Genomic DNA, 12,911 nt, shown 5'->3' on the forward strand with positions numbered 1-12,911 from the left:
GCTCATGGCTTGTAATCCGGCAGTTTGGGGCTTCCCACGACACTGCTGATGCCACGGTCGCCGATCTGGTCAGTCATCGCGCGGATCGACCGCGAGGTCGCCTCGATATCGCGCAGCGTGGCCTCGAACGCCGGGAGGGTGCGCTCGTTGAACTGTTTCGCGGCGGGCTTGGTCTCGTCCATCGTCGCCTGCAGCGAATCCGCCGCCGCCTGCGCCGACTTGAGCGTCGCGCGCAGCTGCTTGGCAAGGCCGCTCGCCGGGTCGTTGATCGACGCGTCGGTCGAGGCCGCCAGCTTGTCCACTGTCGCTAGCGTAGTGGTCGCCTGCTGCAGGGTGAGTTGCAGTTCGGCGAGCGACTTTTTCACCTCGGGCGAGGCGCTGGCGAGATTGCCGGTAAGCTGGTCGGTATGCGCGAGGATATTGGCAAAGGCCTTCTGGTTCTGGTCAGACAGCACCATCGTCAGCCGCTCTGACAAGGTCGCCAATCGCTCCAGCAGCAGCGGCGCGTTCGAGAGGATTTCGCCGAGCCCGCTGCGCTTGGTCGGGATGACCGGTGCGCCGCCCGGCCCCGGCTCGTCAATCGGCGGCGCGCCCTTGATCGCGCCGGAGAGCTGAATGGTCGAGACGCCGGTGAAGCTGCCCTGCAGGCTCGCCGTGGTGCCCTGGAGGATCGGCACCTTGCGATCGATCTTGATGCGCACGCGCACGAAGCTCGGGTCCTTTTCCCACAGCGTGATGTCCTTCACCTGCCCGACCGGCACGCCGGAATAGGACACTTCCGAACCCTTCGCGACGCCGTCCACCGATTGCTTGAAGAAGATGTCGTAGTCGTTCTGCTCGTGCTGGCTCAGCCGTGCGATCCAGATAAGCAGCGCGGCCAGCCCCGCCATGAGCAGGATGGTGACGATCCCCACCCAGATATGATTGGCGCGCGTTTCCATCGGCTATCCCTATGCCTGATCACCAGCAGTGCCAAGGGCACCGTTGCGCTCGTTGCGCTCGTTCGCCGCCATGGCCGCGCGGCCGCGCGGACCGTTGAAGTAGGCCTTGATCCACGGGTGTTCGGTCGCGATCAATTCGGGGATCGTGCCCACCGCGATCACGCGCTTGTCGGCGATCACCGCCACCCGGTCGCAGATTTCGTAGAGCGTATCGAGATCGTGAGTGATGAGGAAAACGGTGAGACCCAGCGTCTGTTGCAGGCTGCGGATCAGTTGATCGAACCCCGCCGCGCCGATGGGATCGAGCCCGGCGGTCGGCTCGTCGAGGAACAGAAGCTCAGGATCGAGCGCGAGCGCACGGGCAAGGCCGGCGCGCTTCTTCATTCCGCCCGAAAGCTCGCTCGGATACTTGCTGGTCGCTTCCGCCGGCAGTCCCGAAAGCAGCACCTTGTAGCGCGCGATTTCATGGCGCAGCTCGTCGGTGATCTCGGGATAGAACTCTCGCAGGGGAACCTCGACGTTCTCCGCCACCGTCAGCGTGGAGAACAGCGCGCCGCCCTGAAACAGGATGCCCCAACGGCAGCGGATATCGATGTCGTCATCATCGCGCGCATCGGTGATCGGGCTGCCGAGCACCTCGATCGATCCTGCCTCGGGGATCTGCAGCCCGATGATCGAGCGCATCAGCACCGATTTGCCCGTGCCCGATCCGCCAACCACGCCCAGGATTTCGCCCCGCCGCACATCGAGGTCGAGGTTCTCATGCACCACGTGTTCGCCGAACACGTTCTTGAGGCCGCGCACGCGGATCGGGAAATGGTCCGCCTCGCTCCCCGGCGGGGGCGGAGCGGCGCAAGCGGTAAGGAAACCCTCCTCGCTCATCCCCAGCCCACTTCCGAGAAGAACACCGCGAAGAACGCGTCGAGCACGATCACCATGAAGATCGCCATGACCACCGCCGCTGTCGTGCGCGTGCCGACTTCTTCGGCGTCGCTCTTCACCTGCAGCCCCTGAAAGCAGCCCGATGTGGCGACGATCAGGCCAAACACCGGCCCCTTGATCAGGCCAACCCACACATCGTGCACCGGCACCACTTCCTGGATGCGCGCGAGGAAGGTGAAGAAGGGAATGCCCAGCGTAAGCGCCGAAAGCGCCGCGCCGCCGATGATCCCGATCACCGCCGAATAGGTGCCGAGCAGCGGCATCATCAGCATGGTCGCCAGCAGGCGCGGGATCACCAGCGCCTCTATCGGGGAAACCCCGATAGTGCGCATCGCGTCGATCTCCTCGGTCAGCTTCATCGTGCCGAGCTGCGCGGCAAAGGCCGAGCCTGAGCGGCCCGCGACCATGATCGCCGTCATCAGAATGCCCAGCTCTCGCAAGGAAAGCCGGCCGACGAGGTTCACCGTGTAGATCTCGGCACCGAACTGCCGCAGCTGCACCGCACCCTGCTGCGCGATGACGATGCCGACGAGGAAGCTCATCAGGCCGATGATGGCGAGCGCGTTGACGCCCATCAGCTCCATCTGGTGCACCAGCGCGCGCAGGCGAAAGCGGCTCGGATGGCGCAGCAGCACTCCGCTCGCCAGCACGATCTGGCCGAGGAAGCCGAGCACGAGCAGCATTCCCTGCCCCAGCCCGCTCATCACCTGGCCGACATGATCGGGCACGCGCAGCAGGATCGGCAGGCGGTGCCCCTCGACCGAAGAGGTGTTGTCATCGACCGCGCTGATCGCCGCGATCAACCGCTCTGCTTCGGGCGAAGCGCCGGTGAGCGGCGCGCCGAGGCGCTGCGACAGGCTCCACGCGGTCCACGCGCCCACGGTATCGATGCGCGTTGCGTGGCTGATATCGATCGCCGCGAAGGGCCCTTCGAGCGCGCGCAGCCGGTGATCGAGCGTGCCGAGCGCGGAAACGGTCATGGGGCCGGAAAATACCAGCGTTGTCGCCCCTTCGGCGCCCTGCTCGGTCGAAAAATCGGCTGATGCCCGCATGGTAGTGGCTTCATGCGGGAAATCGGCCAAAGCCGCAAGCGCGGGCCGACACCCTGCCCATCCGCGCGAACGCTTGCAGCGCCGTCCCTGCGATGGCAAGGCCCCGGATCATGAACGAAACGACCAATCCCGAAGCCAGCGAGGCCGGAACCCTCGCCAAGACGTTCGAGCCTGCCGGGCTCGAGGCCAAGTGGTATGCCCACTGGGAAGCGAACGGCCTGTTCCGGCCCGAACGCCCCGATGCCGCGCCCTTCACCATCGTGAACCCGCCGCCGAACGTGACCGGCTCGCTCCACATCGGCCACGCGCTCGACAACACACTGCAGGACGTGGTGATCCGCTACGAACGCCTGCGCGGCAAGGATGCGCTGTGGGTGGTCGGCACCGACCATGCCGGCATCGCCACGCAGATGGTGGTCGAACGCCAGATGGAAGCGCGTCAGGACAAGCGCACCAACTACACGCGCGAGCAGTTCGTGGAGAAGGTCTGGGAGTGGAAGGCGGAAAGCGGCGGCACGATCACCGGCCAGCTGCGCCGCCTTGGCTGTTCGATGGACTGGAGCCGCGAGCAGTTCACGATGGACCCGCACTTCACCAAGGCGGTCGTGAAGGTCTTCGTCGATCTCTACAATCAGGGCCTGATCTACCGCGACAAGCGGCTGGTGAACTGGGATCCCAAGCTCAAGACCGCGATCTCGGACCTCGAGGTTGAGACGCGCGAGGTGAAGGGCTCGTTCTGGCGGTTCAAGTACCCGCTTGCTGACGGCGCAGTGCGCGAAGATGGGCTGGACTTTATCGAAGTCGCTACCACCCGGCCTGAGACGATGCTGGCCGATATGCTGGTGGCGGTGAACGCTGATGATCCGCGCTACAAGGCGGTGATCGGGCAGTATGTCGTGCAACCGCTTACCGGGCGCCGCTTGCAGATCGTGGCCGACGAGCACGCCGATCCCGAATTGGGTTCGGGCGCGGTGAAGATCACGCCGGGGCACGATTTCAACGATTTCGAAGTGGGCCGCCGCGCCGGGATCAAGGCGGGCGACATGCTCAACATGTTCGATGCCGAAGCCCGTGTGGTGCAGACGGCGGACGGGCTGGTGCCGGATGAATTCGTCGGCATGGACCGCTTCGATGCACGCGCGCTGATCGTGCAGCGGATGAAGGAAGCGGGCCGCCTAGTGCCGCATGTGGTCAAGGTCAAGGACGGCGAGGAAACGCAGCTCGACGCCGAACCGCGCACGATCCAGACCCCGTTCGGTGACCGCGGCGGCGTGGTGATCGAACCGTGGCTGACAGACCAGTGGTATGTCGATGCCGAAAAGCTTGCCGTCGCACCGATGGAGGCGGTGCGCTCGGGCGCGATCGAGATCGTGCCGAAGACCTGGGAGAAGACGTTCTTCAACTGGATGGAAAACATCCAGCCGTGGTGCGTGAGCCGACAGCTGTGGTGGGGGCACCGGATTCCGGCTTGGTATGGACCGAAGAGAGCTTCATCTGAGGCAGCCATCACCGATCTTTCTTCGTTTATTGAGGAAGTTGCTTTCGTTGCAGAGGACGAAGAAAGTCTGATTTCGAAGGTGCGTGAGTATTATGGATCAGAGGATGAAGTTTACGTCCATGACACAGAAGCAGACTATCTAAACTGGGATTCAGTGGTTTCAGGTGGGGCGAATGGCCCTGAAATGCACTTAGATAAAATTCATATTTATCGCGACGAGGACGTGCTCGACACCTGGTTCTCCTCCGCGCTCTGGCCCTTCGCCACGCTCGGCTGGCCGGAGGCGGATGCGCCACTGCTCAAGAAGCACTACCCCAACGATCTGCTGATTTCCGGGTTCGACATCCTGTTCTTCTGGGATGCGCGGATGGCGATGCAGGGCATCCACTTCATGAAGGAAGTGCCGTGGAAGCGGCTCTATCTGCATGGTCTGGTGCGCGCGGCGGACGGGCAGAAGATGTCCAAGTCCAAGGGCAACGTCGTCGATCCGCTGGGCCTGATCGACAAGTACGGCGCGGATGCGCTGCGCTTCTTCATGTGCGCCATGGAAAGCCAGGGCCGCGACGTGAAGATGGATGAGCGCCGCGTCGAGGGCTATCGCAACTTCGCGACCAAGCTGTGGAACGCCGCGCGGTTCTGCATGGCGAACGGGATCACCGGCAGCACTTCGGTGGCCGCCCCCGCTGCTACCAGCGCGGTCAACCGCTGGATTATCGGCGAAGTGGTCGAAACCGTTGCCGCGCTGGATCAGGCGATGGCGGACTTGCGCTTCGATGCCGCCGCGAACACGGTCTATCACTTCGTTTGGGACCAGTTCTGCGATTGGTACATCGAACTGATCAAGGGCAGCTTCGATGACGAGACCCGTGCCGTCGCCGGCTGGGTGCTCGACCAGATCCTCGTCATGCTCCACCCCTTCATGCCCTTCGTGACCGAAGAGCTGTGGCATGCGCTGGGTGAGCGTTCGGCAGAGCTGATCGTGGCGGAATGGCCCGCTCCTGTGGCCAGCGTCGATTCTGCCGCAAAGGCGGAAGTCGAATGGCTGATCGCGCTGGTTTCCAACTTGCGCGGCGCCAAGAACGAGCTGGGCATAGCACCCGGCGCGCGGCTCGAAGCCTATCTGCCCGAACCGAGCGACGCGACGCGCGCGATCATTGAGAACAATCCCGCCGCCATCGAGCGCCTCGGCCGCCTCAGCGCGATCCACTTCGCCCCGGCACCCGCAGGCGCGGCGATGCAGATCGGTGCAGGCGATGCCAGCCTCATCGTTCCGCTTGAAGGCGTGATCGACATTGCCGCAGAAAAAGCCCGCCTAGAAAAGGCACTTGCGGCTGCCGAGAAGGAAGGCAAGTCGCTCGAAGACCGCCTCTCGAACCCAGCCTTCGCCGAAAAGGCCAAGCCCGAAGCGGTCGAGAAGGCCCGTGCCGACCACGCCCACCACCGCGCCGAGGCGACCCGCCTCGCCGCTGCACTGGCGCGCCTGGGATGAGCCTGACGCTGGCCACCACCACGCCCGGCGAGCCCGAAATCTTCCCTTCGCTGCAGGGCGAAGGCCCTTCGACGGGCCGTCCTTGCGTGTTCGTGCGTCTCTCGCGCTGCAATCTTGCCTGCCGCTGGTGCGACACCGCTTATACCTGGCGCTTCACCGGCGATATCCGCCCGCATCGCGATGATGTGACGTTCGAGCGGATCGACAACCAGATCACGCTCGACGTGCGCGAGGTGGCCATGCGCATTCTCGCGCTCAGGCCGACGCGGCTCGTGATCACCGGGGGCGAACCGCTGCTGCAGGCTCCGGCGCTTGGCCGGCTCATCCCCATGCTCAAGGAAGCGATCCCCGCTCTGGAGGTCGAGATCGAGACCAACGGCAGCGTCCCGCCGCCCCACGCGATCACCCAGCTGGTCGATCAGTTCAACGTCAGCCCCAAGCTTTCACACTCAGGCAACGCCGAGAACCTTGCCATCGTCCCCGATCTGATGCGCGAATGGGCGGCGAGCCAGAAGGCTTGGTTCAAGTTCGTGGTGGGCAGCGAGGACGACCTCAACGAAGTTGCCGAACTGCAGGCGCTCTACCACATCCCGCCCGAGCGGCTGTTCCTGATGCCCGAGGGCACCTCCAGCGAGGTGCTTCGCGAGCGGTCAAAGTGGCTCGCCGGCGCCGCGCTCACGCACGGCTGGCGCTTTACCGACCGCCTGCACATCCACCTTTACGGCGATACGCGCGGGACCTGATCCGCACGCATAAGCCTTCCAATTCCCGCTCACCTTGAACCTGTCGAAGAGTGCTGGCGCGACGTTAGCGCTGTAATGCTTCGACAAGCTCAGCATGAGCGGTTTGGGAATTAGGCTGCAATCCTTCTGAGCCGCGGCTCAGAACGGGATATCGTCGTCGAGATCATCGCCGAAACCGCCGGCCGGCGAACCGCCGCCGCCGCCCTGGTTCCAGCCGCCACCGGACGAGGCACCGCCCGAACGACCGCCGACGCTGGAGGAGCCGCCTTCGTTCCAGCCGCCGCCCGAGCGCTGGCCACCGCCGCCGCCCATGCCGCCGCCGCCCGAACCGCCCTGCGGGCCATCAAGCATGGTCAGCGAACCGCCGACGCCGACCGAAATCTCGGTCGTGTAGCGGTCATTGCCGGACTGGTCCTGCCACTTGCGGGTGCGCAGCTGGCCTTCGATGTAGACCTTGCTGCCCTTCTTGAGAAAGCGTTCGGCCACGCCGACCAGCCCATCGGACTGGAGCACGACGCTGTGCCACTCGGTGCGCTCCTTGCGCTCGCCGGTGGCCTTGTCCTTCCACTGTTCGCTGGTGGCGATGCGCAGATTGGCGATACGCCCGCCGTTCTGGAAGCTCTTCACCTCGGGGTCCTGCCCGAGATTGCCGATCAGAATGACCTTGTTGACGCTGCCTGCCATTGATTCGCGATCCTGTACCGTGTGAGGCCAAGGCCTAGCCCTTGGCGCCGGTCAGAGCGAGTCTGGCACCGCCCCAATTTTTCCACAACTCACCCCAGCCCGCAGGCCACCGCGATCCAGTACGTGATGCCCGCCGCCACATAGGCGAGGCCGAACAGGTAGGCGAGCATGAAGGCGGGCCAGGTCCACCCGTTGGTCTCGCGCCGGGTGACCGCGATGGTCGACATGCATTGCGGCGCGAAGACGAACCAGGCGAGGAAGGCGAGCGCGGTAGCCAGGCTCCAGTTCGATTTGAGCTGGGCGCCCAGCGCCTGGCCCTGCGCGGCATCATCGCTCGCGCCCACAGCGTAAGTCGTCGCCAGCGCGCTGACGGCCACCTCACGCGCGGCCATCGCGGGAATCAGCGCGAGCGCGATATCGCGGTTGAAGCCGATCGGTTCGATCACCACGGCAAGCCCGTTGGCAATATGCCCCGCGACCGAGGCATTGACCTGATCCTGCGGGTTGTCCGCACGCGGGAAATTGAGCAGCAGCCAGAGCACCACGGTCACGCTCAGGATCATCGTCCCTGCGCGGCGCAGGAAGACATAGGCGCGCTGCCACAGCCCGAGCGCGAGGTCCTTGACTGTCGGCAGCTGGTACTTGGGCATTTCCATGATGAAGCCAGAAGCCGCACCCTTGGTCACCGTCCGCCGCAGCAGCAGCGCCGCGCCCATCGCGCCGAGCACGCCGAAGACATAGAGCCCGAACAGCACGAGGCCCTGTTGGCCGATGCCCGGCAGCACTTGGGCGTTGGGCACGAAGGCGGCGATGATCACGGTGTAGACCGGCAGCCGCGCCGAGCAGGTCATCAGCGGGGCGATCAGGATCGTGGTCAGGCGGTCCTTTGGATCGGTGATGCTGCGGGTCGCCATGATCCCCGGCACGGCGCAGGCAAAGCTGGAAAGCAGCGGGATGAAGCTGCGGCCCGAAAGGCCGACGCCCGCCATCGCGCGGTCCATCAGGAAGGCGGCACGCGCCATGTAGCCGGTCGCCTCCATCGTCAGGATGAAGAAGAACAGGATCAGGATCTGCGGCAGGAACACCACCACCGAGCCGACGCCCGCGATCACACCGTCGGTCAGGAAATCGCGCAGGAGCGATGCGGGAAGTGCGCCGCGCACCGCATCACCGAGGGCGGAAGCACCGCCATCGAGCGCATCCTGCAGCGGCGCAGCCCAGCTGAACACGGCCTGGAACACCACGAACAGCAGCGCGAGGAGGATCGGCGGACCAAGCCAGGGATGCAGCAGCACCCGGTCAAGCTGCGCATGGATGCGGTGCTGCGCGGTTTCGGAAAGGATCGCCCCGCGCGCCATCTGGCGAGCCAGCATGCGGCGCTCGGGCCCGGTGACATGCGGGCGCGGTGCGGGTGCCTGATCCGCCGGCGCGTCGCGCAGCGCGGCGACCGCCGCGATGAGTTCGGCCAGCCCGCGCCGCCGCACCGCCACGGTGGGATAGACCGGAACCCCCAGCGCCGAGGATAGCGCACCGGGATCGATCACCAGCCCGTCGCGCTCGGCCAGGTCCACCATGTTGAGCGCGACGACCACCGGCCGGCCAAGCTCGATGATTTCCTGCGCAAAGACCAGATGCTGCTCGAGATTCGAGGCATCGAGCACGATCACCAGCACGTCGGGCTGGGTCTGCCCGGCCATGCGGCCCATGATCACATCGCGGGTGACTTCCTCGTCCGGGCTCGAAGGATTGAGGCTGTAGGAGCCGGGCAGATCGGCCAGTTCAACGGGTTCGCCGCTCGGCAGCAGCATGCGCCCCGATTTGCGTTCCACCGTCACGCCCGGATAGTTGGCGATCTTCTGCCGTGCGCCAGTCAGCGCATTGAACAGCGCGCTCTTGCCCGCATTGGGATTGCCGACCAGCGCGGCGATCATCGTCTGGCGGGTCATGCTGCGGGCACCGTCATGAGTTCGACTTGCATCGCCCGGGCATGCACGCGCCGCAGCGCCACCGTCATCCGGCCGATCTCGATCGCAAGGGGATCGCGCCCCAGAAAGACGCCGCGATAGGCAAGCCGCACTTCGGCGCCTTCCTCGATCCCCAGCGCCTTCAGTCGCTGGGCTTCTTCAGGCACGAGCGCATCCCAATCGACGGAGATGATCCGCGCGGGCTTGCCAAGGGGGAGTTCGTCGAGTGTCACACCGCGAGCGCTGCCACACCGCCCGCGTCATTGCAAGTCATTCGCAATAACTGCTTGCGATCACCGCGCCGGATAGCGCAAGCGGCCGAGCAACCGGGTCACGCTGAAGGTCTCATCCGCAGGTTTTGCGGTGAAACGGGCCTTGGCCTTCTCGAAGCGCATGATGCCGTCGATTCGGCGGGCGAGGAAGGCGCGCGTCTCCTCGCGGTCCTCGCTCTTGTCCTCAGCCATGACCGCCAGCGTCGCGGCATAGATCGAGCCGAGGATCGCGCGCTTTGTATAGTGGTTGTAGTCGGTCGCGGTATCGCCTGCGAGCCGCCACATCGCATCCGCGCTGCGCCACGCGAGCTTGGTCGCGGCGGGGATGTTCCAGGGTTTGGCCATCTCGATCAGCGCGCCGCGCAGCGCTTCCTCGCGCCCGGCAATCTGGTCGAGCCGGAAAGTGACGAGCGCCGTGATCCGCTCGCGTACTTTCATGGTCGCAAGGTGCTTGGCTGGCAGCGCCTCGGCCATCGCGCGGTCGATACTGCCCGCCCACGCGGTGATCATCGCCATTGCCGCCGATTGTCCGCCCTCGCCCTGAAAGGCAAAGCGCGCCGCTGCGGGATCGATCCCGGCGATCTCGGCGGCCTCGTTCACTGCTACTTCGGTCCAGCCGTCGAACGCGGCGGCTTCGGCGATATGCGGGGCAAGGCTAAGGCGAAGACCCTCGAGCGAAAGGTCGGCGGTTGCTGCGTCGATCATGGTCCGTCCGATCAGAACGAGGGGCCGTAGGTCTTCTTCTGACCCGCCGCGCCCCCCTTGGCCGAGTTCGCGATCTCGTTTGCGACCGCACTGTCCTTGCCATCCAGCAGCGCATAATCGCGCGCGGAGCGGCCCGAATTGTCCGGACGGTCCGGATTGGCACCGGCCTTCAGCAACAACCGCACCATGGCCAGATCGCGCCGATGCACGGCGGTGATCAGCGGCGTTTCGCCGGTATTGTTGGGCTCGTCCACCTTGGCGCCCGAGGTGATCAGGTAATCGACACCCTCGATGAAGCCCAGATTGCAGGCCAGCACCAGCGGCGTTGTGCCCCTGGCATCGCGCACATTGACGTTGGCCCCGTGCGAGACGAGAAACTGCATCCACGTCAGGTCGCGCCGCGCGGTCACGATGTGCAGCCCGCTTTCGCCGGTGCTGACATCGCGGGTGTTGACGATCTGGGTGCCCGGCTCATTGAGCGCGTCGGTCACCTTCTGGCCGTCCTTCTTGCGCACGGCTTCGAGGAATTTGTAGCTTTCGGAGAACTGCGCATGCGCGGGGATAGCCGCGCCCAGCGCGCCCAGCAGCGCGGCGGCGGCCAGCCCTGCGCGAAGCCCGCGTGCGATCACCGTCCTGTCCCTCATCACGTCTGCCCCGTCCTTCTCGATAAAGCGCACACTCTGCCCGTCCTGCAGCAGAGTCGCCCCTTGCAAGCCGCTGGTTAGCAGAGCATGAACCGCCGCGCCATGGACCCCAAGAGACCTATTCGTGCCCGCTTGCGCAGCGCCCTCGCGGCTTCCGCGCTTCTCCTGCTTTCCGCGTGCGGCGGCGCTTCCAGCGAACCACCGCCGCTTGAAGGCGCAGCCATCGGCGGCGATTTCACGCTGGTCGACAAGACGGGCAAGACGGTGCGCGCCGCTGATTTCAAGGGGCGCTACACCACGCTCTATTTCGGTTATTCGTTCTGCCCCGATGTCTGCCCTCTCGATGTGCAGGTGCTGATGCAGGGCTACCACCGCTTTGCCAAGGCGCATCCCGATCTCGCGGCCAAGGTCGTCCCGCTGTTCATCACCATCGATCCCGCGCGCGACAAGCCCGAGATAGTCGGCCAGTTCGCCGCGCATTTCGGCAAGGAGCTCATCGGCCTCACTGGCAGCGACGCGCAGATTGCGCAGATCGCCAAGTCCTACGCGGTCTATTACAAGAAGGGTCAGGGCACAGGCCCCAACGACTATCTGATGGATCACAGCCGCGCGGCCTATCTCATGGGGCCGCAAGGCCAGCCGATCGCGCTGCTGCCGGTCGACAAGGATGCGAACGCCGTGGCTGACGAACTCGCCAAATGGGTGCATTGAGGCGCTGATGCCCGGCTCGCTGCCCTCTTCCGGCCGTTTCTGGGACAAGCCGATCGAGGCGCTGACCCGCGATGAGTGGGAAGCGCTGTGCGACGGCTGTGGCAAGTGCTGCCTCCACAAGCTGGAAGACGAGGACACCGGCGAGGTCCATCACACCAACGTCGCGTGCCGCCTGCTCGATCTCTCCACCGGGCGCTGCTCGGATTATCGCCACCGCAAGGCGATGGTGCCCGATTGCCTGCGCCTCACCCCCCGGCTTGTGCGCGAAGTGCCCTGGCTGCCTGCGACCTGCGCCTATCGCCTGCGTGCGGACGGCATGCCCCTGCCCGCCTGGCACTACCTTGAATGCGGAGACCGCGAGGAAGTGCGCCGCACCGGCAATTCGGTGATCGGCCGTGCGGTGAGCGAAGTGCTGGCCGGCCCGCTCGAGGAGCATATCGTGCCGGAAGGCCTCGCCTTCGGGGCGAAAGACGCATGATCTCGCTGCAGCGCCTGCTACCCCGGGGACGTACGGCGCGCCCAGCACCGCCGCCCCGCACGCTGATGGTGGGAGACCGCGAATTGCCGGTGGTTATCCGCCGCCTGCGCACTGCGCGCCGCATCACCTTGCGCCTTGCTCCCGATGGCAGCGAGGCGCGCATCTCGATGCCCGAATGGGGGCGCAGTACCGATGCCCTGCGCTTTGCCGAGCAGCGCCGCGACTGGCTGGCCGCGCAGTTGCAGCGCATCCCGCCCCCGACGCGGATCGAGCCCGGCTGCACGCTCACCGTTCGCGGAGAGGCGCTGCGGGTCGAATGGCGACAGGGTGCCCCGCGCCGCCCGGCAATCACGGACGGCCAGCTTTTGCTGGGCGGTCCGGCCGATGGCATGGAAGGACGCCTGCGCCGCTGGCTCGAAGCCGAAGCGCTGCGGTTGGCGGGCGCCGACCTTGCCCACTACTGCGCCCGCGCCGGTCAGCCGGTGCCGAAACTGGCGCTGTCGCGCGCGCTCCGCCGCTGGGGTAGCTGCAGCAGCCGCGGCGTAATCCGCATCAACTGGCGGCTGGTCATGGCCCCCGATTTCGTGCGCCGCTCGGTCGTCGCGCACGAGGTGGCGCACATGACCCACTTCGATCACAGCCCGGCATTCCACGCGCATCTCGACGAGATTTACGAAGCGCCGATCGAACATGCCAATCGCTGGCTCAAGGCGGAGGGGCGCGGCCTCTACCACCCCTTCGGTTAGTCGACGCGGCAGGCACTGGCGCAGGACCGCACCACGCTCTAT

The 12,911-nt window shown here is 65.6% G+C and carries 13 protein-coding genes; 5 read left to right on the forward strand and 8 right to left on the reverse strand.

Annotation, left to right across the window (positions count from 1 at the left end):
- Positions 1 to 2: 2 nt before the first annotated feature.
- From ACO06X_RS08205 to ACO06X_RS08215, 3 genes are read right to left on the reverse strand one after another with little or no spacing between them, the layout of a single operon-like run.
- Positions 3 to 941: an MlaD family protein gene (locus tag ACO06X_RS08205; protein ID WP_421839436.1), complete on the reverse strand. Its 939-nt coding sequence runs from the start codon at positions 939 to 941 to the stop codon at positions 3 to 5.
- 9 nt (positions 942 to 950) lie between these two features.
- Complete coding sequence (locus tag ACO06X_RS08210) at positions 951 to 1,823, reverse strand: ABC transporter ATP-binding protein (protein WP_421839437.1); 873 nt, start codon at positions 1,821 to 1,823, stop codon at positions 951 to 953.
- Positions 1,820 to 2,935, reverse strand: a complete 1,116-nt coding sequence (locus tag ACO06X_RS08215; RefSeq protein ID WP_421839438.1) for an MlaE family ABC transporter permease — start codon at positions 2,933 to 2,935, stop codon at positions 1,820 to 1,822. The genes ACO06X_RS08210 and ACO06X_RS08215 overlap by 4 nt, the downstream gene beginning before the upstream one ends.
- Positions 2,936 to 3,045: 110 nt before the next feature.
- Between ACO06X_RS08215 and ACO06X_RS08220 the strand changes: the two genes are divergently transcribed.
- Positions 3,046 to 5,922, forward strand: a complete 2,877-nt coding sequence (locus ACO06X_RS08220) for a valine--tRNA ligase (RefSeq protein WP_421839439.1) — start codon at positions 3,046 to 3,048, stop codon at positions 5,920 to 5,922.
- On the forward strand, positions 5,919 to 6,665 hold the full coding sequence (locus tag ACO06X_RS08225; protein WP_421839440.1) for a 7-carboxy-7-deazaguanine synthase QueE: 747 nt from the start codon (positions 5,919 to 5,921) through the stop codon (positions 6,663 to 6,665). Before ACO06X_RS08220 ends, ACO06X_RS08225 begins: the two co-directional genes overlap by 4 nt.
- Positions 6,666 to 6,803: 138 nt before the next feature.
- Here ACO06X_RS08225 and ssb read toward each other — a convergent pair whose 3' ends face one another.
- The 5 genes from ssb to ACO06X_RS08250 all read right to left on the reverse strand — a co-directional run bounded on the left by ssb (position 6,804) and on the right by ACO06X_RS08250 (position 10,934).
- On the reverse strand, positions 6,804 to 7,349 hold the full coding sequence (gene ssb / locus ACO06X_RS08230; RefSeq protein WP_421839441.1) for a single-stranded DNA-binding protein: 546 nt from the start codon (positions 7,347 to 7,349) through the stop codon (positions 6,804 to 6,806).
- Between the two features lie 89 nt (positions 7,350 to 7,438).
- Entirely contained in the window at positions 7,439 to 9,295 is a 1,857-nt protein-coding gene (feoB, locus tag ACO06X_RS08235; protein WP_421839442.1) for a ferrous iron transporter B, read from the reverse strand.
- Positions 9,292 to 9,546 carry a FeoA family protein gene (locus ACO06X_RS08240; RefSeq protein WP_421839443.1) on the reverse strand — a complete coding sequence of 85 codons (255 nt, stop codon included), beginning with the start codon at positions 9,544 to 9,546 and terminating at the stop codon, positions 9,292 to 9,294. The genes feoB and ACO06X_RS08240 overlap by 4 nt, the downstream gene beginning before the upstream one ends.
- Before the next feature lie 60 nt (positions 9,547 to 9,606).
- Positions 9,607 to 10,290, reverse strand: coding sequence for a COQ9 family protein (locus ACO06X_RS08245; RefSeq protein ID WP_421839444.1), 684 nt, complete (start codon positions 10,288 to 10,290; stop codon positions 9,607 to 9,609).
- A gap of 11 nt (positions 10,291 to 10,301) precedes the next feature.
- The gene (locus ACO06X_RS08250; protein WP_421839874.1) at positions 10,302 to 10,934 is read right to left on the reverse strand and encodes an ankyrin repeat domain-containing protein; all 633 of its coding nucleotides are present in this window, start codon (positions 10,932 to 10,934) and stop codon (positions 10,302 to 10,304) included.
- 102 nt (positions 10,935 to 11,036) lie between these two features.
- On the opposite strand from ACO06X_RS08250, the gene ACO06X_RS08255 reads away from it, so the two are divergent.
- From ACO06X_RS08255 to ACO06X_RS08265, 3 genes are read left to right on the forward strand one after another with little or no spacing between them, the layout of a single operon-like run.
- A complete protein-coding gene (locus ACO06X_RS08255; RefSeq protein WP_421839445.1) occupies positions 11,037 to 11,645 on the forward strand; it encodes an SCO family protein in 609 nt (202 codons plus the stop codon).
- A 7-nt stretch (positions 11,646 to 11,652) separates the two neighbouring features.
- Positions 11,653 to 12,123, forward strand: coding sequence for a YcgN family cysteine cluster protein (locus ACO06X_RS08260; RefSeq protein WP_421839446.1), 471 nt, complete (start codon positions 11,653 to 11,655; stop codon positions 12,121 to 12,123).
- Entirely contained in the window at positions 12,120 to 12,869 is a 750-nt protein-coding gene (locus ACO06X_RS08265; RefSeq protein WP_421839447.1) for a M48 family metallopeptidase, read from the forward strand. The genes ACO06X_RS08260 and ACO06X_RS08265 overlap by 4 nt, the downstream gene beginning before the upstream one ends.
- Positions 12,870 to 12,911: the final 42 nt, after the last annotated feature.

It is taken from the genome of Novosphingobium sp. (assembly GCF_965229225.1).
Classification (GTDB): Bacteria; Pseudomonadota; Alphaproteobacteria; order Sphingomonadales; family Sphingomonadaceae; genus Novosphingobium.